Source organism: Persephonella sp. (genome assembly GCF_027023985.1).
Lineage (GTDB): Bacteria > Aquificota > Aquificia > Aquificales > Hydrogenothermaceae > Persephonella_A.
In genome coordinates this window covers 13,491-34,060 of record NZ_JALVTW010000037.1, presented here as the reverse complement: position 1 = coordinate 34,060, position 20,570 = coordinate 13,491, and the positions used below count along the sequence as shown (strand labels likewise).

General features: G+C 34.3%; 22 protein-coding genes. 14 read left to right on the top strand and 8 right to left on the bottom strand.

Annotation, left to right across the window (positions count from 1 at the left end):
• Positions 1–92 precede the first annotated feature (92 nt).
• Positions 93–485: a flagellar biosynthesis protein FlgI gene (locus tag MVE07_RS10055; RefSeq protein WP_297457147.1), complete on the top strand. Its 393-nt coding sequence runs from the start codon at positions 93–95 to the stop codon at positions 483–485.
• Here MVE07_RS10055 and MVE07_RS10050 read toward each other — a convergent pair whose 3' ends face one another.
• Positions 486–2,234: an ABC transporter substrate-binding protein gene (locus MVE07_RS10050; RefSeq protein WP_297457144.1), complete on the bottom strand. Its 1,749-nt coding sequence runs from the start codon at positions 2,232–2,234 to the stop codon at positions 486–488. It abuts the gene before it with no gap.
• Positions 2,224–2,418 (bottom strand): Trm112 family protein, encoded by a 195-nt coding sequence (locus MVE07_RS10045; protein ID WP_297457141.1) that lies wholly within the window; start codon positions 2,416–2,418, stop codon positions 2,224–2,226. Before MVE07_RS10045 ends, MVE07_RS10050 begins: the two co-directional genes overlap by 11 nt.
• A 157-nt stretch (positions 2,419–2,575) precedes the next feature.
• Between MVE07_RS10045 and thiE the strand changes: the two genes are divergently transcribed.
• Genes thiE through MVE07_RS10030 form a run of 3 tightly spaced genes read left to right on the top strand, consistent with a single transcriptional unit; the run spans position 2,576 to position 5,558 of the window.
• Positions 2,576–3,136 carry a thiamine phosphate synthase gene (gene thiE / locus MVE07_RS10040; protein WP_297457139.1) on the top strand — a complete coding sequence of 187 codons (561 nt, stop codon included), beginning with the start codon at positions 2,576–2,578 and terminating at the stop codon, positions 3,134–3,136.
• A gap of 9 nt (positions 3,137–3,145) precedes the next feature.
• Positions 3,146–4,735: a carbamoyl-phosphate synthase large subunit gene (gene carB, locus MVE07_RS10035; RefSeq protein ID WP_297457136.1), complete on the top strand. Its 1,590-nt coding sequence runs from the start codon at positions 3,146–3,148 to the stop codon at positions 4,733–4,735.
• A 4-nt stretch (positions 4,736–4,739) separates the two neighbouring features.
• Entirely contained in the window at positions 4,740–5,558 is an 819-nt protein-coding gene (locus MVE07_RS10030) for a glycosyltransferase family A protein (RefSeq protein WP_297457134.1), read from the top strand.
• A gap of 12 nt (positions 5,559–5,570) precedes the next feature.
• Here MVE07_RS10030 and tpx read toward each other — a convergent pair whose 3' ends face one another.
• Positions 5,571–6,074 (bottom strand): thiol peroxidase, encoded by a 504-nt coding sequence (gene tpx / locus MVE07_RS10025; RefSeq protein ID WP_297457131.1) that lies wholly within the window; start codon positions 6,072–6,074, stop codon positions 5,571–5,573.
• A gap of 233 nt (positions 6,075–6,307) precedes the next feature.
• Here tpx and MVE07_RS10020 point away from each other — a divergent pair, with 233 nt between their 5' ends.
• The 10 genes from MVE07_RS10020 (at position 6,308) to MVE07_RS09975 (ending at position 12,399) form a co-directional block, all read left to right on the top strand.
• Positions 6,308–7,000 carry a TIGR00703 family protein gene (locus tag MVE07_RS10020; RefSeq protein WP_297457128.1) on the top strand — a complete coding sequence of 231 codons (693 nt, stop codon included), beginning with the start codon at positions 6,308–6,310 and terminating at the stop codon, positions 6,998–7,000.
• 14 nt (positions 7,001–7,014) lie between these two features.
• The gene (locus tag MVE07_RS10015) at positions 7,015–7,737 is read left to right on the top strand and encodes a hypothetical protein (RefSeq protein ID WP_297457126.1); all 723 of its coding nucleotides are present in this window, start codon (positions 7,015–7,017) and stop codon (positions 7,735–7,737) included.
• Between the two features lie 15 nt (positions 7,738–7,752).
• Entirely contained in the window at positions 7,753–8,196 is a 444-nt protein-coding gene (gene pfdA, locus MVE07_RS10010) for a prefoldin subunit alpha (protein WP_297457123.1), read from the top strand.
• 12 nt (positions 8,197–8,208) lie between these two features.
• On the top strand, positions 8,209–8,385 hold the full coding sequence (locus MVE07_RS10005; RefSeq protein ID WP_297457121.1) for a hypothetical protein: 177 nt from the start codon (positions 8,209–8,211) through the stop codon (positions 8,383–8,385).
• 73 nt (positions 8,386–8,458) lie between these two features.
• Positions 8,459–9,367 (top strand): YfdX family protein, encoded by a 909-nt coding sequence (locus MVE07_RS10000; protein ID WP_297457118.1) that lies wholly within the window; start codon positions 8,459–8,461, stop codon positions 9,365–9,367.
• A gap of 71 nt (positions 9,368–9,438) precedes the next feature.
• Positions 9,439–9,906 (top strand): hypothetical protein, encoded by a 468-nt coding sequence (locus MVE07_RS09995; RefSeq protein ID WP_297457106.1) that lies wholly within the window; start codon positions 9,439–9,441, stop codon positions 9,904–9,906.
• Positions 9,906–10,472: a hypothetical protein gene (locus MVE07_RS09990; protein ID WP_297457105.1), complete on the top strand. Its 567-nt coding sequence runs from the start codon at positions 9,906–9,908 to the stop codon at positions 10,470–10,472. Before MVE07_RS09995 ends, MVE07_RS09990 begins: the two co-directional genes overlap by 1 nt.
• A 1-nt stretch (position 10,473) precedes the next feature.
• Positions 10,474–10,923, top strand: a complete 450-nt coding sequence (locus MVE07_RS09985) for a DUF1931 family protein (RefSeq protein ID WP_297457104.1) — start codon at positions 10,474–10,476, stop codon at positions 10,921–10,923.
• Positions 10,924–10,986: 63 nt separating this feature from the next.
• On the top strand, positions 10,987–11,523 hold the full coding sequence (locus tag MVE07_RS09980; RefSeq protein ID WP_297457103.1) for a YqhA family protein: 537 nt from the start codon (positions 10,987–10,989) through the stop codon (positions 11,521–11,523).
• 261 nt (positions 11,524–11,784) lie between these two features.
• Positions 11,785–12,399 carry a hypothetical protein gene (locus MVE07_RS09975; RefSeq protein ID WP_297457102.1) on the top strand — a complete coding sequence of 205 codons (615 nt, stop codon included), beginning with the start codon at positions 11,785–11,787 and terminating at the stop codon, positions 12,397–12,399.
• A gap of 1 nt (position 12,400) precedes the next feature.
• Here the strand turns inward: MVE07_RS09975 and MVE07_RS09970 are convergent, their stop codons facing one another.
• The 5 genes from MVE07_RS09970 to hisC all read right to left on the bottom strand — a co-directional run bounded on the left by MVE07_RS09970 (position 12,401) and on the right by hisC (position 20,547).
• Positions 12,401–14,515 carry a UvrD-helicase domain-containing protein gene (locus MVE07_RS09970; protein ID WP_297457101.1) on the bottom strand — a complete coding sequence of 705 codons (2,115 nt, stop codon included), beginning with the start codon at positions 14,513–14,515 and terminating at the stop codon, positions 12,401–12,403.
• 101 nt (positions 14,516–14,616) lie between these two features.
• Entirely contained in the window at positions 14,617–16,611 is a 1,995-nt protein-coding gene (locus MVE07_RS09965; protein WP_297457100.1) for a methyl-accepting chemotaxis protein, read from the bottom strand.
• Between the two features lie 60 nt (positions 16,612–16,671).
• Positions 16,672–18,450, bottom strand: coding sequence for an ABC transporter ATP-binding protein (locus MVE07_RS09960; RefSeq protein ID WP_297457099.1), 1,779 nt, complete (start codon positions 18,448–18,450; stop codon positions 16,672–16,674).
• A gap of 10 nt (positions 18,451–18,460) precedes the next feature.
• A complete protein-coding gene (locus MVE07_RS09955) occupies positions 18,461–19,462 on the bottom strand; it encodes an aldo/keto reductase (RefSeq protein ID WP_297457085.1) in 1,002 nt (333 codons plus the stop codon).
• Positions 19,463–19,497: 35 nt separating this feature from the next.
• A complete protein-coding gene (gene hisC / locus MVE07_RS09950; protein ID WP_297457083.1) occupies positions 19,498–20,547 on the bottom strand; it encodes a histidinol-phosphate transaminase in 1,050 nt (349 codons plus the stop codon).
• Positions 20,548–20,570: the final 23 nt, after the last annotated feature.

Below are 20,570 nucleotides of genomic sequence, written 5' to 3'. Positions count from 1 at the left end.
TTTTTATCAACCTTTGATTCTGATTAGTGCTAACTAACCGATATTTCCTTAATCTTAAAAGTATCACTATAATCTCAAATGGAGGGATTATTATGAAAAAATTAATTGCAGGGCTCGTTAGCTTATGTGTTCTAAGTTCCTTTGCTGTAGCCAAAGACCAGAAAGAAATTGAAAAGGAAATCAGACAGATTGCCGGTAAATATGGATGCCTTGCCTGTCATGATATTGATAAGCCTAAAAACTCTATTCCTTACAGGGTAATAGCAAAAGAATATCAAGGACAGCCTAATGCAGTTGAAAAGCTATTTAAGAGTGTTAAATTTGCAAGCTTTGGAAAATGGCAAAAAATTGGTCCTGAAAAATATGGTATGAAACCAAGGGCTATCTATATGCCGAGACAAAGGTCTATTCCACCAGATGAATTAAGAAAATTACTAAAACTTATTCTATCTTTGGATACAAGTAGTGTAAAGGTTAAACAATGATTAAGGTTTTATATAAACATACTCATCTTTATACCATCCCCAAACGGTTGGAAATACATTTTTAAGTTTATTTTTAACTGCAAGAAGTTCTTCAGGAGCAGCTATAAATATCATAGGCTGCTCCTCTCCTATTATTCTAAAAGCTTTTTTATAAAGCATATCCCTCTTTTTAGGATCAAGTTCTACAGCAGCCTGCTGGAATAATCTGTCTATTTCTGCTTCCCATTTTGTCGCAGGTTTTTTCTGGGCAGGATACCACATGTGAAGATGTCCGGAAGAAAGCCATACATTTTGGCCGAAATAAGGATCCATACTACCGGTCAAACCGATTATTACTGCTTCCCAATCGTAATTAGACATCAGCCTGCTTACAAGATTATTAAAATCTATAGCCTGAAAATTAACTTCAATGCCTATTCTTTTCAGGTCGTCTTTCAGGATATTTCCGATTATTTCCCTTTCTTTATTTCCTGAGTTTGTTATAAGGGTAAACTGTAATTTGTGCCCTTCAGCGTCATACAGATATCCATCTTTTCCTTCGTGGAAACCTGCTTCGATTAAAAGCTGTTTTGCTTTTTTTAGGTTAAAAGGGTATTTAGGATAGTAGTTTTCATCGTATAGTCTTCTGTTTGCAGGGGTAACTCCTGTATAAATCGGATATGCAAGGCCATTATAAGCTATGTTTATTATCCCTTTTCTATCAACTGCGTATGAAATTGCCTGTCTGAATTTTTTGTTTCTGAACCATTTTAGCTTGTATTTAGGAATAGGGGCTTTAGGGTTCTGATTAAAAACAACAAATGTTGTTGATGGTGTAGGACCTAAATTATAAATTGTAAAGTTTTTTTCCTTAGCCTTTGGTAATAGCTCAGGAAGATCAGAAGGTCTGACTCCGTAGTAATCTATTTCACCTGAAACAAATTTTATTAACCTAACGTCAGGGTCGCCTATTATCTGGGCTTTTATTTTTGTTATATAAGGAAGTTTCTGTTCTTTTTGGTCTTTTTCCCAATAGTAAGGATTTCTCTCGTATATTGCATACTGTCCTATTACATACTCAACAAGTTTATATGGACCTGTGCCTATTATTTTGTTAGGGTCTGTGTTTACTCCCCATGTTGAAGTGAAGGTTTTATCTTTTACACTTTTTTCCAAGATATGCTTAGGTAGTATTGGTTCCCCGACAGCCTGTAAAAAGGGTGCAAATGGTTTTGGTATTTTAAATCTAACTGTGTATTTGTCAATTTTTTCTACAATAAATTTTTTACCTTCTATATAAAGCATATCCTTAACTGAGGTGGGGATATCAGGGTTATAATAAATCTGGTTATAGGTAAATACAACATCATCTGCAGTAACAGGTTTTCCATCAAACCATTTTGCATTTTTTCTCAGATGAAAAATCCATATGGTTCCTGTTTTGTCCCTTTCCCAGCTCTCTGCAAGGTCGGGCTCAGGTAGTAAGGTTTTTACATTGGTTTTGGTTAGGCCGTTAAACATCATTCCTATCATTGCTGTTGAGGTTGTTTCCTGTGCCATTACAGGATTAAGGGTTTTTGCATCACCGGCAAGGGCTTTTTTCAGAGTCCCCCCTTCAATACCTATCTCAACATTGAACTGGTCAGGATTTACCTTTTTGATACTGTATTCAGAATTTTGTTTTTCCGATGGAGAGATTAGATATATAGGCAAAAATAGAATAACAATAAGCAAAACAGCCTTTAAAAAGGCCAGAATATTATCCTTCATTTTTTAATTTTTCCAGCTCTTCTTGTGTTATTTTTTGGGCATCATCCGGGAGAAAGTCAGGAATATCATCTATAATTTCAAATTTAAGCATACAATTTTCACAAACAAAAACATCTTTTAGGTATAAAAGTTCCCCTTTACATTCAGGACAGGCAAGTATTTGGATAAGTTCTTCAGGTATCATAGATTTACTCCAGAGTTTTATTTTAAAATATTATACAGCACTAATTTCGGAGGATAATTATGGATCCAGGTTTCTGGTTTCCGGCAATAATCATAGGCATGGTTATATTTGCTGTTGCTGTTTTTGGTCTGGTAGTTTATCTAGATAAAGGTGAGTAATGCAGGCATTTCTAAAAAAATATTATGCAATAACTGACAGAAAACAGTTCAAATATGACTTTGAAACCCAGATAAAAAGGATGCTTGATGCAGGCATCCGAATGTTTCAATTAAGGGAAAAGGATTTATCCTCTGACCAGCTTTTTTACCTTGCACAGAAATTATCAAATCTTCTAAAAGGATATGACACCTCATTTTTTATTAATGATAGAGTTGATATAGCTGTTTTGACAGGTGCTAATGGTGTTCATTTGCCTTCAAAGTCTGTTCCGATTGAGGTTATAAAGCATAAGTTTCCGGAGTTAATTGTTGGTAAATCCTGTCATTCTGTTGAAGAAGCAATTGAAGCAGAAAAGGCAGGGGCAGATTATATAACATTTTCCCCGATATTTGAAACTCCCGGGAAAGGAGAGCCTAAAGGATTAGAAGCTTTAAAAGAAGTGGTCCAGAAGGTTAATATTCCTGTTTATGCCCTTGGAGGAATTACAGAAGATAAAATACCTGAAGTTTTAAAAACAGGAGCCTATGGCATCGCAGGCATAAGAATTTTTATCAAATAGGAGGAGTTTATGAAAAAAGGAAAGGTAATTATATTAGGCAGTGGTCCAAATAGAATAGGACAGGGTATAGAGTTTGATTATGCCTGTGTCCATTGTGTATGGGCTTTAAAAGAGGAAGGTTATGAAGCGATAATGGTAAACTGCAACCCTGAAACAGTTTCAACTGATTATGACACATCGGACAAACTATTTTTTGAACCTATAGTTTATGAAGATGTTGTAAATATTATAGAGAGTGAACAACCAATAGGGGTAGTTGTCCAGTTTGGTGGACAAACACCTTTAAAACTGGCAGTTCCATTACAAAATGCAGGTATAAACATCCTCGGAACTTCTCCTGAAAGTATTGATATTGCAGAAGACAGGGAAAGATTTAGGGAACTAATTATAAAACTTGGTCTAAAACAGCCTGAAAGCGGTATAGCGAGGTCAAAGGAAGAAGCAATTCTAACAGCGGAAAAAATAGGCTATCCGGTGCTTGTTAGACCTTCTTATGTTTTAGGTGGAAGGGCAATGAGACTTGTTTATGATACAGCAGAGCTTCTGGAGTATATAGAAGAAGCTGTTTATGTATCAGAAGATAAACCTCTCTTGATAGACAGATTTCTGGAAGATGCTGTTGAACTTGATGTTGATGCTGTTTCTGATGGAGAAGATGTTCTGGTTGGAGCTGTTATGGAGCATATAGAAGAAGCAGGAATTCACTCAGGAGATAGTGCAACCTGTATTCCTCCATATACACTGCCAGATGAGATTATAAATGAAGTTAAAAGGCAAACAAGAGAACTCGCTAAATCCCTTGATGTTAAAGGTCTTATGAATGTTCAGTATGCAGTAAAAGATAATGAAATTTATGTTATTGAGGTTAATCCAAGGGCTTCAAGAACAGTTCCATTTGTAAGTAAAGCAATAGGCTATCCGCTGGCAAAAATTGCTTCAAAAATCATAATAGGTAAAAAACTTAGAGAAATAGTTCCTGAAGTGTTTGAGATAAAAGAACCCCATCCAGCCTCAGATTTCAGGGATAAAAATTTCAAAAGATACTCAATCAAAGAAGTGGTATTTCCATGGAACAGATTTCCAGAAGTTGACCCACTACTGGGACCTGAGATGAAATCCACAGGTGAGGTAATGGGAATAGATGAGGATTTTGGAATGGCATTCTGGAAAGCTCAGGCAGCAGCAGGCTCAATACTTCCAACGGAAGGGATAGTATTTATATCAGTAGCCGATAGGGATAAGCCTCAGGTCGTTGATGTTGCGAAAAAGCTTGTAGATATGGGATTTACAATATACGCAACAGAAGGAACCCATAAATATTTAACTGAAAAAGGAATTCCTTCAATAAGGGTAAGTAAATTATCAGAAGAAAGACCAAACGTTGTTGACAGAATTAGAAATAGTGAAATCAAAATGATAATTAATACCCCTTCAGGTAAAAGGGAAAGGTCTGATGCATATTTTATAAGAAGAGCTGCAGTAGAACATAAAGTTCCTTATTTTACAACAATAAGAGCTGCGAAAGCTGCTGTTGAAGCAATAAATTCTTATAAAAATAAACAGCTTACAGTTAATCCTTTACAAAGTATTTTTAGGTAAAGCAATGAAAGTTTTGGTTGGTTCACCGATAAGGCAAAAACCAGAGATTTTAAAGTATTTTCTTGAGTTCCTGACGTATCTGGAATATTTTGAGAACTTAGATTTTTTCTTCATAGATGATAATGTTGAAGAAGCATCTAAAAATTTGTTGGAAAACTTTAGAAATAAAACAGATAGGGTAATATTAGAAAAATCCTGGTATGGTTCAAATGATGAATACAAATGCGATGATATTACACATCACTGGACAGATAATCTGATTTGGAAAGTAGCTGATTTTAAGGACAGGATAATTGATTATGCAAGAGAAAAAAATTATGATTACCTGTTTTTCGTTGATTCAGATTTGCTGTTATATCCGCAAACAATAAAACATCTAATTTCTACAGGGAAAGATATAATTTCCGAGGTTTTCTGGACTAAATGGAAACCTACAGATTCTATGGAATATCCACAGGTATGGTTATCTGACCAATATAATCTTTTTGAAGTAAAGTATGTAAATGCTCCAGAAGAAATAAAATCTAAAAAAGCATTGAAATTTATAAAAAAACTGAAGAAAAAAGGAATATATAAAGTTGGAGGCTTAGGTGCCTGTACTTTAATAAGCAAAAAAGCTTTAGAGAAGGGAGTTTCTTTTAAACCACTTTATAACTTATCACTTTGGGGAGAAGATAGACATTTTTGTGTTAGGGCTGTAGCCTTAGGATTTGAACTTTTTGCTTCTACCTATTATCCGCCTTTGCATCTCTATAGAGGAGAAGATTTAAAAAAGGTAAATGATTTTAGGAGAAAGGTTTTAGAAAAGAAAGAGGGGCATTAAGCCCCTTTTTATTTATAAAGATTTTACGCAAGCTAAAACGTCGTCGTAGTTAGGCTCTTCTGTGATTTCAGGAACAAGTTGCTTATAAACAACTTTTCCTTCAGCATCAACAACAAAAACAGCTCTTGCTAAAATTCCTTTAAGAGCTCCTTCTGCAATAAGAACACCGTATTTTTCCATATCTCTGTATCTAAAGTCAGAAGCAACTGTTACATTGCCAATGCTGTAAGATTCACAAAATCTTTTTTCTGCAAATGGTAAGTCCATAGAAACAACTGTTACATCAATATCGAGTCCTGCAACAAGCTCATTGAACTTTTTAGTTTCTGTTTCACATACAGGTGTGTCAAGTGATGGAACAGTGATAATAAGTTGTGGTTTTCCTTTTGCACCACCAATTGTTTTTTCTGAAAGGTCAGAAGCAACAACAACTGCTTCTGGGGCTCTGTCTCCAACATTGATTTCAGGCCCTGCTAAAGCAACTGGATTTCCTTTTAAGTTAACTGTTACTGCCATAGTGTTACCTCCTACTTTTTTAATTAAGTTTCAAAGCATTTTACATAGCTTAAGATTTGCTTTTTATGATTTTTGTCTTAATTGTGGAAACTGGCTAATTATTGATTTTAAAGCTCATGACTCATATCAGTATAAATTTTAGTTTTTTCTACTAAAAAAACTTGACAATATTTTTATTAGAAATAAATTGTAATTATATACATTAAAAAATATAAATAGTTAGGAGAGGCCAGATGAACATTGTGGAACTAAGAGAATTACAGGCAATAAACACGCTTGTATTTGAAACACTGGGACAACCAGAAAAAGAAAGGGAGTTTAAACTAAAAGCTCTCAAAAGATGGGGGTTTGACCTTTTATTCGGTAAAAAAGGTGGAGAAACTACCTATTTCACTGCAGAGGCAGGAAAAAGAGAAGCAGGAGACAAATACACAGAAGAAGATGTTCATTACGAAGTAGAAGAAATCATCCATGAACTTCCAAAAAACAAAAAGATATTCGCCCATATTGAGATGATGCATGGAAGGGCGTATCTGGTAGGGGAATTGAGGGAAGGAGAAGAAAATATAGAAATTCTTAGAGTTCCAGCAGGTAGTATTCTTCTTGCCTATTTCAAAAAACACAAACTCCATAATCTCATTGAGGCATTAAGAAATGTAGGAACAGCTCTTGAACTTGTAAAACAAAGAGGTCAAGAAGGAAAACCTGTTCCTTATGAGCAGCTTCCAAACGTAGCAAGGAGATTTTTAAGGGGAGCAAAAGACCTTGAAAAAGACGCAGGATTTGGAAGGGTAGCTCTCTCTTACTGGGGAGAGAATAAGGATGGGGATGCAAGATTTAGGGTGTCATGGTTATTACCAACTATAGCCCTGTTTGACATTGATATAGCAGAAAAAGCAGATAAACTGCTAGCAGCATTTAAGTAGAGGGGAAGGGAGAGATGGAACTTATCTGCTGGACACCTGTTATATTCAACCGTCATGGATTTCCAAGGGATGAGGAAGGTAAACCATTCCTCCCAAGAAATCTTTTTACAGAAGCAATAACCTCGGCGGTTATTTTCTATTACGTAAAAAAAGACAAAGAGATAGAAAACAAAGTCAAAAAATATCTTTTAAGTTCAGATGTTAAATTTGAAGATGTTTCTGACAAGGTAAAGGAAATAGTCCTGAGCAAATATCCTGTTTTAGACCAGCTGGATATCCCTGAGAAAACATACCTTCCAGAAAAAGATATACAGGAAAAATATATAGAAGTCTTTGACCTAAAAAACTGGGAAGATATAAAAGGCTTTAAAACAGAAGTTTTCAAAGGCATTATTCCCCTTGAGATTAAAAGTCCACATCTTGAAAAGCTCAAAGCGGCAGCACATTCTTATGCAGAAGCACTTGCAAAAATAGAACATAGCTTTTTAAAAGACCATCCCCTTGCCTCTATTTTCTACGAACCACTAATTAATGACCTTAAAAAATGGGATATTCCACTTCGTATAGGTATGTGGACAGAGGTTTCGTTTAAAGGGGATTTGCTGTTTTTCTGGAGGATAAAAGAAGTTCGTGAAAAGCTTTTAAAAGAATTAAAGGTAGATATAAGATCCCGTTATGTCCTTTATCTGCCACAAGAAAAACAAACAACAGGTTGGGTAGAAATAAAAATCAAATAAAAGGAGGTGATAGCCATGGCAAAAAAAGAGGTAAAAAAACAACCTACAACAGAAGAACTCAGCAGAGAGCTAAGAGGATATATTGCTCAAATTGAGGCTCTCAGAGCTGAAATTGCAGTTATTGATGAAAATATAGCAACTTACAGAACTGCAATCAAAACAATAAACAATCTGAGAGACCTTGGTAAAGGTAAGAATATCCTCATTCCGATTGGAGCTGGAGCACAGATTGAGGCAAAAATAGAAAATCCAGACAGGGTAGTAGTCAGCATAGGCTCCGGAATATCTGCAGAACTTAATGCAGAAGAAGCTTTAACACAAATAGCAAAAGAAATAGCTTCTCTCCAAGCTCTTAGAAGAACACTTGAGGAAGCTATAGCAGAAGCTTATACAAAAACAGAAGAACTGCTCCAAAAAACAAGGGAAATAGGGCAGGAAGAGGGCAAATCCTCTAAATAAGAGAGGATAGTCATGGAAGAAAAAGAATTATTAGAAGAACAGCTTAAAAAGAGTCTTGAACTACTTAAACAACTGCCAGAAAATAGGAGGTTTTTTATCAACACAGGGGTTTTAATGGTAGAGGTCAGCAAAAAAGAAGCAGAAGAATATCTAAAAAAAGAATTAGAAGGCCTGAGAGGAAACACTTAATACAAAAGGGCTGCGTGCCCTTTTTATTTTTTTTGAAAAACAAAAAAATTGATTAAACCAAAGGAGGTGAGCCATGAGAAGATTATTAAGCGCTGTTTTATCGGCAGCAATTATAGCTTCACCTGTTTTTGCAAAAGAAGAAAATAAAAAATTAAACATAAAGCAAAAACAGGAAACAGCAAGCTCTCTTATAAAAAGTTCCGGTAAAAGAAGCACCCAAAAAGTAAGAGAGCAAGAATTGCAAAAAATAATCAAAGAAGCTGCAAGCATATATGCAGAAGGAAACAGAGTTCTATTTTTACTTACCCATAACAAAGTTGATGAAGCTAAAAAGGCTTTAAAGGCTCTCAAAGAAAGGGTTGATAAGTTAGAAAAACAATATCACGGTAAAATGGACAGATTACCGATTGACGCTGTAGTTAATGAAGTAGTTGGAATTACAGACATAAAACAAGCACAAAAACTTGCACAGCAGGTAAAGGAAGCAGTCAAAAATAATGATTTTGTTCAGGCAAGAATTTTATTAAATGCATTAAGAGATGAAATAGTTATTGAAACAGCTTATCTGCCAATAGGGCTTTACAAGCAAGCTATAGATCTTGCTTATAAATTTTTGGAAGAAGGAAAGGTTAAAAATGCCATTTCTCAACTTCAGGTAGCTATGAATACTATAGAAATTGATACAACTATCATTCCAGAACCTATTGCAATTGCTTCACTCCTTGTAGAAGATGCATCAAAACGCTTTAAAGACAAACCAGAGCAAGCTCTAAAACTGCTTGAGGAAGCTAAAAGACAGATTAAGTTGGCAAAAGTTCTTGGTTATGTAAGAAATGACAAAGATATTAAGCCACTTATAGACCAGATTGAAAAACTTGAAAAAGAAATTAAAGCAAAAACAGGAACTAAAGAGAAGTTTAAATCCCTTTTTGAAAACATAGAGAAACTCAAAAAAAGCTCTACACAAACAAGCATAAAATAAACTTTTCTTAAGCAGGCCTCAGGCCTGCTCATTTTTATAAAAAATCTAAATCAAATAAAAGGAGGATAAATATGAACAGAGTAGTATTGTTTTTTGTCAGTTCAATTATTGCTATTATGCTTGGCTGGGGAATAGGTAGTTATATTACTTATAACAATACCATTGAGGCTGTTGGAAAAATTCCGGCTTCTCCAATTGTTATAGGAGCTGTTTATGATAAGCCTTCACACTCGGTAATTCTATCTGTTATGAACCCAGGAACATTACCATTAACAGTTAAACAGGAATCCTTTATATTTAAACCGGGAAAACAGACCTCTCAAAAGGCTTACAAAGTTGAGAATATCCCTGTAAATATTCCACTGGTTCCTATGGGAATAACAACAGTGGCAATAAAACTGAAAAAAGGAACTCCAGAGTTAAAAACAGGAGATATCGTTAATACAACCTTAAAGTATGTTCATCCTTTATCTAAGGATGAATATTTTGTTAAGCATGGTTATGAATATGGAGTTTCAGGCAAAAAGGAGGGTAAATAATGAATTATGAAAAAATTGCCTGGTTTATATTCTGGTTTACCTTCGGCATTTTAATCTTAATGCTTTTTTATGGGTTTTCTGTGCTGGTATTAACAGCAACATCTGTTGAATTTGCATATCTGCTTGGTCTTGTATCATTTTTGATACTGGGAAATAGATTGTTGTTTGGATATGGCTGGATTGCAAATCTCCTTGACCATGTTATTTCCTTTAAGCAGATTACCTCAGCGGACAGACAAAAATTAGAAAAAAAGCTGGAAAACAAGCAACCTGAAGAGATGATAAAAGAATTTTCCTTTAAGGCTTTGCTTATTCTGGCACTTAAAGATTTAGATTACTACAGATATGCCTATTACGGAATTTTTCTACTTCTTGTGTTGATAACATTGATGGCGAAATTTAATTTATTAGGAGAGATGGTCATCGGTAAATACATAGAAGGTGTTTTTTGGGGAGCAGCAACAACTGTATTTTTTGTATGGGGACTTGAACAATTAGCTAAAGTTTCATTTGTAGAGTATAATCTTCTGAATTTAGAAGAAAAAAATAAAAATGGAGGTCAGTAAAATGGCAGTTGTTGGAGTAGCCAAGCTGGAAGCACTCATGAGGAAAGCAGCAGGCCTTGATATCGACAAAAACAAGGCTAAAGAAATTACAGACATAGTTGAGAAAAAGCTTTATGACTTGCTTTTAATTGGAGAAAGAAATGCAAGTTATAATGCCAGAGAGGTTATCTGGGAATCAGATGTTCCTCTTACAAAAGGTTTCTTAGAGTCTATGCAAAAATTTAGAAAACTTGAAGAAGAAATTGCCGTTGAAGATGTTCTAAACTTCCTTGCAACAATGCCACCTTTAAAATATCCACTGGAAGCTGAGCTTGAAAAAAGACTTCCTGAGATAGTTGGAACCCTTATCTATATTCTTGCTCAGCTTATTAAGGAAGTAGCTCCAGAAAGCAGAAAACCATCTTCAGAGGACATAGAAAAAGCCGGAAAAATCCTTGATCTTACAATGTGATATTCTTCAGGGGGCGTAATGCCCCTTCCTGTTAAAATATTTTTCAAAAAGGGAGGTTAAGTATTGTTCAAAGTAATAGAAAAAGTAGTTGAGAGGATACTATGGGAAAGTAGATTTATGGTGTTTCTGGCTGTTGTTGCCAGTGTTTTAGCTGCATTTGTTCTTGTAATAATAGGAACTTACGATATTTTTATCGTAACTAAAGAAGCATTTCATATGTTTTCTTCTATAGATTATTTCCAAGAGTTTCATAAAGAAGCTATAAAGCATATAGTATCTGCAGTTGACGTTTATCTAATATCTACAGTTTTACTTATATTTGGGCTTGGTTTATATGAACTATTTATTTCAAAAATAGATGCAATGGAACAAGATACAAAAGCCTCTAAAATACTTGTTGTTCATACATTAGACCAGCTTAAAGAAAAGCTGGCAAAAGTAATTCTTATGGTTCTAATAGTTACATTTTTCAAATATGCAATTGAGTTTAAGTATGAAGATATTAAAAATCTCCTGTTTTTGAGTATTGGTGTTTTTCTAATTGCTGTGTCAATCTACTTTATGCATAAAGGACATGGAGAAGAACACAACGAACACTAAGGGTTTTTGCCCTTCTTTTAATCAATAGAGGGATAAATAATCTCAGAATCCTATATTCCCTCAAACATTCAACAGTATAAGTTATAATAAAATAAAAATTTTTCAAGGCAAAAAATAGCCAAATTAGACATAACCTTAAGGGATGTAATTCAAGAGATACCACCAAAGTTTATCCAGATATTAACAGGTAAATCTGCAACAAAACTACTTGATACATCTCTACCGGAAGTAAAAGACAGAAGAGTTGATTTCCTTGTGGAATTGGAAGATGGAAAGATTTTTCATCTGGAACTCCAGACAACAAACGATAAAAATATGCCCTTTAGAATGCTGGAATATTACACGCTGATTTCCCAAAAATATCCATCAAAGGATATTCTTCAGATGGTCTTATATCTGGGAGAAAAACCTCTAAAAATGGAAAATAAAATTGAAAAGGAAAACCTAAAATTTAGCTATATTTTAAAAGATATAAAAGAGATAAAATGTGAAGAACTTTTGGAAAGTGAGGATTTAACAGATAAAATACTGGCAGTTTTATGTGATGTCAAAAATCCATCAAAATATTTTAGGGATATACTTACAGAGTTATCAAAACTACCGGAAAGAAAAAGAAGGGACTATTTGAAGAAGTTATTGAATTTATTATCATATAGACCTATGGAGGAGTTAAGAAAGGAGGAGAATAAGATGCCACTTACCATAGATAAAGAAACAATAAAAAAACATCCACTTTTTAAAGATGGTAAATTAGAAGCCCAAAAAGAAGCAGTAATTAATTTGCATAAAAAAACTGGATGGGATTCCAATAAAATAGCTGAAGTTTTAGAACTTCCTGTAGAATTTGTTAAAGAAGTTCTAAAAGAAAATCAGTAATCTAAACTGGTTTTAGAAAATCTTTCATAATTTGTTTTTCTCCTACCTTTTCAAAGATTACCGTTGCCTTGTTTCCTGAAATAGATTTAACAACCCCTTTTCCAAAAAGATCATGTTTAACAAGCTGTCCTATTCTTATATCTGAAGATGAAGAAAATGCCTTATTTCCATAGCTTGTAGCAGATTTTGATGATTTTTTAGATTTTTTAACAATATTTTTATCTGCCAGTATTTTTACACTGTCTTTTATATTTTTTAAAAATCTTGATGGCTTAGTTTCATTAAGATAACCGCTAAAAGATGCCCTCTGTTTTGCATAAGTCATGAATAATTTTTCCTTTGCCCTTGTAATTGCCACATAGAATAATCTTTTTTCTTCTTCCATCTGTTCAATATCTTCAAAAGACCTTCCGCTTGGGAATATTCCATCTTCCAGACCTGCGATAAATACAACAGGAAATTCCAGTCCTTTGGCAGCATGAACTGTCATAATTTTAACCGTATTTGAGTTTTCCAGATGGTCCTGAGCCTGTGATAAAGAACTTTCTTCTAAAAATTCCATAAATGTTTTTCCACTTTTTTCCACTTCTTTTAGTGCATTAAATAGTTCATGGATATTGGCAATCCTATCTTCCCAGTCTTTGTATTTATCCATTAGATAATCCTCATACTTGATAACATCTACAACATATTTTGCTGTATTTGCAGGAGAGGTATTTGCGTGGTTTCTTACATATTCAATCAGTTCAAGAAATTCTTGAAGTCTAAGTTGAATTTTTTTAGATAGAGATGGATAAGCATCATGTAAAGCTTGAAGCCAGTCTGTTTCGTAAAACTGCTTTATTTTTTGGATAGTTTTTTCTCCTATTCCTCTTGAAGGCAGATTAATTATCCTTTTAAATGCCTGTGTATCTGTTGGTATTAAGGCAAATCTAAGATATGCAAGGATATCTTTTACCTCAGCCCTTTCATAGAACTTAACCCCGCCTATAACCTGATACGGAATATTATGTTTTATAAACGCTTCTTCTATATTACGGGACAGGTAAGACATTCTAACAAGCACTGCAAAATCCGAGTATTGATACCCCTCTTCATTTACTATTGATTTTATTTTCCTTGCTATAAAATCACTTTCTTTTTTATCTGTTTCCAGAATTACCAGATATATATCCTCTCCACCTTTTTTATCTGTCCATAGGTTTAGAACCTTTTCTTTCCAGCGACCTCTTATATCTGATATTACTTTGTTTGCCACTGATAGTATTTTTTCTGTGGAGCGGTAGTTTCTTTCAAGTTTTATTATTTTTGTATTAGGGAAATCATTTTCAAAATCCAGTATGTTCTCAGGATTTGCACCTCTCCATGTGTATATGCATTGCTGGGGATCTCCTACGACGGTAATACAATCTCTGTTGCCAACAATCAGCTTTAAAATCTCATGCTGAACAAGGTTTGTGTCCTGATACTCATCTACCAGAATATAATCAAACTTTTCCTGCCATTTTTTCAAAATCTCAGGATTTTCTTTAAATAGCTTGACCACATTCAGTAGCAAATCATCAAAATCCATCGCATTACTAAATGCAAGGTGCTCCTGATATTTTTGATAGATTTTTGGAAGGTGGGGCATAGTAAATGCGTAAAAATCAAGTATAGATTCATCCAGATTTTGCTTTATTTGGCTTATTATATTTTTTAGTCTTTCAGGTTTATAAACCTCGCTATCAAGGTCTAACTCTTTTATCACATCTTTTAAAACCTTTTTGCTGTCTTCTTCATCATAAATAACAAAATCATTTTTATATCCTATATGCTGGGCCTCTATCCTAAGAATTTTTGCCGAGAGGCTATGGAATGTAGTTATCCATTCAGGTTCATTTTGTAAATCAAGGGCTTTGACCACCCTTTCTTTCATTTCATTGGCAGCTTTGTTTGTAAATGTTATAGCAAGTATTCTATTAACAGGAATACCAAATTTTTCCACAAGATACATTATTTTATGTGTTATAACCCTTGTTTTTCCTGAACCTGCCCCTGCAAGAACAAGAAGCGGTGAACTGAAATATTCTACTGCTTCTTTTTGCTGGGGATTTAAACCTTCTAATATTTCCATACTTCCTCCCTGAAAAAATCTGTATCTATTATAGGACAACGGAAGAAAAATTTGGGAAGAAAAAAGAAAAAGGCAAGGAGGAAGCCCTGCCTGATATTTTACTATGTTTTAAATTCTTCAAGTATTTTGCTGAGATTTTCTGTCATAGTGTAGAGGTGTTCCGTGGCCTTGGCAATTTCTTCAACGCTTCTTGTGTTTGCTGAGGATATCTCGTTTATATGTTCTATATCTGCTATTATGCCCTTGATTTCTTCTACTATTGCTTTTATTGATTCTGATGCATCTTCTGAAACATCTGCTGTTTCTTTCATTATTATATTAATTGTGTTTACATCTTCTTCAACATGTGAGGATTCCTCTGCAAGTTTATTAACTGTGTTGGCGTTCTGGGATATTTTCTGGGCAATGTTGTTGATATGATTCAGCAGTTCCATTATTGTGTTTGTTATATTTTCAACATATTCTCTGGATTTCTCTGCAAGATTTCTTACTTCATCAGCGACAACAGCAAATCCTTTTCCAAACTCACCTGCCCTTGCAGCCTCAATTGCAGCGTTCAACGCAAGTAGATTTGTTTGGTTTGCTATATCTTCAATAAGTTTTAGAACTTCTTTTGTTTTCTCTGTTGCTTCTTTTAGTTCCTCAAGTTCACTAACTATTTTTACTTCTTCAGCTGCACTGGTTTTAACTGTTTCAATAAGACCTGTAATTTTGTTTCTGGCTTCATCCAGGGTTGTGCTTGCCTTGATGATTTTGTCTTTTGTTTGGTCAAGTTTTTCCACAGAAACTTCAAGAGGTTTTCTTATAGAATGTGCTTTAGTTGTGGTTTGATTTACGATTTGACTTTCTTCTTCTACTCGTTTTTCTATTTCTGAAGCAGTTGCAGAAAGCTCAGCTGCGATAGATGTGTTCTCCTGTGCTGAAATCTTAGCTTGTTCTATTGCCTCTCTTGACGCTTCTATCAGATAATTAATAGAATCGGCAATACTTTTCATTTCATCGTTTGTATTCACTCTAACTTTCTTAGTGAAATCTTTTGTATCTGCTATGTATTTCAGTTCTTTTTGGATTAATGTAATTGTTGTATTTATGGATTTGTTAATTAGATAACCAATTATAACTATCACTGTTATAACTATCAGGGAAATTATAACATCTGCTATAAATTTTTCTTTTACATTAGCTTGTAAGTCATCAATAGTTTTCAGAAGTCTAGCAGACATATAATCTTCCGCTTTTTTCATCAGATTTATTTTTTGTGTGATAGTATCAAACCAATATGCTGGATCTATCCCAAAATTTCCCTCGTTTGCTTTTTGAATAGCGATTTTTTCCATTTTTTTGACTTCTTCAACTACATGGCCGCTAACAATTTGCTGATATTTTTGGAGAAAATCATCAGGGGCTATTATTTTAAATGCAGTTAGGAATGCCTTTTGTTCACTTAAAAGTGAAATGAATTTGGTATAAAGCGCAGGTGTAAAACTATTTTCTGCAAAAACTGCAGATAAAACAGCTCTTTCAATTCCCATCCTTTCTTTAGCAAAAAGAAAATCTGTGTATGCTGTAAGTTCCTTTGTTATAGTGGCATCAGAACTATTTTTGGCAAATGAACCTATTGTTTCCAAGAATAGTTTATTTAGATTTGTGTAATAATTAATGGCCTCTTCTACAGGAATACTTAGACTATCCACCTGAGACCTTATTAGATTTAATCTATTCAATTCAGATAAAGCCGTTTGAAGTTTTGTATATGTAGATTGTGGAATTTCATCTTTATCAACTTGATTTAGGTAACTTTTGAGCTGATTTATTTTTTGGTCTGTTAATTGTCTTTGTTGTTGCAGTTCAAATTTGAACTTTTTTCCACCACTTCCAAGATAACCTGCCGTTCGTCCTCTTTCTTTTTGAAGTTCATGGACAACAGCAGATATTTTTGTTGCCAGATGAACACTGTTTTCAATGATTTGAGATTCGGAATAGCTTTTGTAATGGTCATACAAAAAAATGGAGGTGTAAATTAGAATAGCAAGAAGAGGAATTACAGAAAGAATTAAAACTTTCATTTTAATGGTCATGTTAGATAAAAATTTCATTCATACCTCCATTAATATTTTTTTATCTATCCTAATAATTTTCGGTAAATTACCAAATTTTTATAGTGTTTCTGTAGAAAAATATTTCCTCATGTATTGGTTATAAAGGCCTTCTCTTTCCATAAGCTCCTGATGGGTTCCTTCTTCTACTATTTCCCCTTTATCAAGGACATAGATATAATCTGCCTGTTGAACAGTGGATAATCTATGGGCGATGATAATTGCTGTTTTTTTCTCAAGATATTTTTGCAATGCTTTAAATAGTTTATATTCTGTATGGGTATCAAGGGCTGATGTTGATTCATCAAGAATAACAATTTTAGGATCTTGCAAAATCATTCTGGCTATAGCCAGCCTTTGTCTTTGACCACCCGAAAGTCTAACTCCATTTTTTCCGATAAGTGTATCCAGCTTTTGTGGTAATGCCTCTACTACCTCTTTCATCTGGGCTATTTCTAAAGCTTCCCATATTTTATATTCAGGAATGTCTCTACCAAGTGTCAGGTTAAATCTGACAGTGTCATTAAACATCATAGGCATTTGCAAAACAAGGGACACATTTTCACGGACAACATCAAGTCCAATTTCCTCAACAGGAATATCCCCGTATAAAACCTTTCCTTTATCTACAGGATAAAATCCAACAATAATATGTGCAAGTGTTGTTTTACCACTTCCGCTTGCGCCTACTATGGCTATTTTTTGGCCTTCTTCAGCTTTAAGGTTGATATTTTTCAGGACATAGTTTTCTCCATCATAAGAAAAATAAACATCTTTCAGTTTTACTGAAGTGGTTTCTCTATTTTTAAAAGGATTTAGTATATGAGGATATTTAGGTTCTTTTCTCATCTCGAATATCTGATTTATTCTTTTTAGAGCTGCATCCCCTGAGTGAAAAGCATACTGTATCCCAAGTAGTTCCTGAACAGGTGTCATCATTACCCATAAATACCCAAAAATCGCGAGCATAAGACCGATTGTAAGGTCTGAGTATGCAACAAAGAGAATACTTGTTGCTCTGAAAATTTCATATCCGGCTAAGAAAACAAGCATAGATAGTCTCCCTGCTGCATCACTTTTCCAACCAAACTCTATAGCTGTATCTCTAACTTCTTGTGCAGTTTTTAAAACTGCATTTATAAATGATTCTTCTCTATTGCTTGCTCTTATCTGCCAGAATAAATCAAGGGTTTCTGTTAATTTTTCCTGAAATTTTTCTACAGCTTTGTTTTCAATTGCCTTGAGTTTCCCTATCCTGCGTCCAACAAGGGTGGTGAAATATATAACTACAGGGTTTAAGAAAACTATAAGCAGCCCAAGTTTCCAGTTAATCATAATCAAAACAGCAGCTACACCAATAATTGTTAAAACAGAGATAAGCAATCTACTAACTGTTTTTCCTATAAACTCATCAATGGTGTTAACATCTGTAATAAGCTTAGAAGCAATAGCCCCGCTTCCTACCGTCTCAAATTCAGCCATTGATAAATCTTTTATATGTTTAAGCAGGTCTTCCCGAATTTTATATGTAACGCTTTTGGATATTTTTGTGAAAATCTTTGCCTGTAGTGCGTTAAACACAAAAAACAAGGTTCTCATGATTAAAACAATAATTAGAGCTGCAAGGGTATATGTTACAGGATTACCTTGCCCAAAAATCATGTTGTATGTATGGACAAAAATCCCCGGTTTGTTTAGTAATACTTCATCTACCAGTAAAGGTAGAAACAGAGGAGTCGGAACACTTACAGCAATTGCCAGAAGGGCAAAAATATGCCCCAAGATAAGTTCCCTTTTGTATTTTTTTATCTCAGAAAAAATCTTTTCCCAGGTATACATTGGCAATTCCTTAGAGATCTGCAAACATATCTAAAAACCATTGAGGATAAGGTCTTTCCGGTGCAGTAATTTCATCAAGATAAGATATATCTTCTTCTGATAAATCCCAGTTAACACAGCCTAAATTATCCTTTAATTGTTCAAGACTTCTAACCCCAATAATAATTGAACTTATAAATGGTTTTGCTTTTATCCAGTTTAAAGCCACTTGTGAAACTGTAGCATTGTATTTCTCTGCCAGTTTTCTAAGTTCATCAACCACAAAATATCCTTTTTCAAAATCAAATCTTAAAAATGGTCTTTCCATTCTGGCGTATCTGCTACCTTCAGGAATATTATCACGGCTGTATTTTCCTGTAAGAAAACCGCCGGCCAGTGGACTCCACGCCAGTATTCCCAGTCCTAAAGTTTCACATGCAGGAACAACTTCAAATTCAATATCTCTACCCAGTAGAGAATAATACATCTGGGCTGATACAAATTTTGCATAGTTTTTAGCTTCCTGCAGTGATACTGATCTTGCTATCTGCCAGCCTGCAAAATCAGATATTCCTATATACCTGACCTTTCCTATCCTAACAAGGTCATTTAAAGCATCTATTGTCTCTTCTATAGGTGTTGAATTATCCCACCAGTGAACCTGATACAGGTCTATATAGTCTCTACCTAATCTTCTCAAAGAAGTATCTATAGATTTAAAGATATGATATCTGGAAAGTCCTCTGTCATTCGGGTCATCTGACATAACACCTCTAACTTTTGTGGCAATAATCACATCATTTTTCCTGTTTCCAAGAGCTTTACCAAGCAGTTCTTCACTTTCTCCAAATGCGTATATATCTGCAGTATCAAAAAAATTCACACCGTTATCTAAGGCATAGTCAACGACCTTTTGTATTTCAGAAAAAGACATTGTTCCTGCAGAACGCCAGCCTTTTTCTGTAAATGTCATAGCACCGAGACATATAACAGATACCTTTAGACCTGTATTACCTAAATTTCTGTATTCCATAACTACTCCTTCTTGAATTATTACATTTAAAAATTTTAAAGCCTTTCCATAACCAGTTTTAGTTTTTCAACAAATATTTTGTTTTCTTCAGGTTTACCTATAGAAACCCTCAAACAATTTTCCATATAGGGCAGATGTGACATATTTCTGACAAGCACCCCTTCCTTAATCAGCATTGTATGAACAAGATTTCCATCTGGAACTTTTATCAAGAAAAAGTTGGCATCTGAAGGGTAAACTTTAACATTTTCTATCTTAGAAACCTCTTCCATTACTTTTTTTCTTTCCTGTTTTATGGTCTGAATCTGATTTTTTATAACCTCTCTACCTTCACTTAAAACTATTTTCCCTATTACCTGTGTAGGATATGTAATATTAAAAGGTGGTCTTGCCCTATCCAGTAATGAAGCAATTTCCTCATTGGCAATTAAAGCACCTAATCTTATACCTGCAAGACCTATTTTTGACATTGTCCTGAGAACAACGATATTTCCAGAAGATAGAGCTTCTTTCACAAAATCCTCTTTATCGGAAAAGTCTATATAAGCCTCATCAACGGCGGTAAAAATATTCTGGTTAGCAACATATTTAATAAGCTCTTTATCAAAACTATTTCCTGTCGGATTATTGGGAGAAGCAAAAAAAGCAAGCACTGGAGAGTAAGACAATCCGTTGTCTATATTTTCCTTTTTAAGCTGAAAATTCTCATCAAGGGGAAACTCAACTTTAGGTCTTGTTAATATATCAGCTGACACCTGATACATGGGAAATGTAGGGACAGGATACATAACAGGCTGTTTAATATCCCCGACCACAGTAACAAGTAGATGAATTAACTCATCTGAACCATTTCCAAGAACAAGGTTTTCAGGTTTTATCCCGTAAAAATCAGCTATTACTTCCTTTAGTTCCTGTGATGTTGGGTCAGGATATCTATTAAATGGAATTTTCTTTACATTTTCGGCTATTTTTTCTTTGAGCCATTCCGGCAGTTCAAATGGCATTTCATTGGAAGAAAGTTTTATCTTACAAGGTGTTGTTTCAGTTTTATAACTCTTGAAATTTTTCAGCCTGTCTAAAAACATTCTATCCTCCATAGAAAAATCAT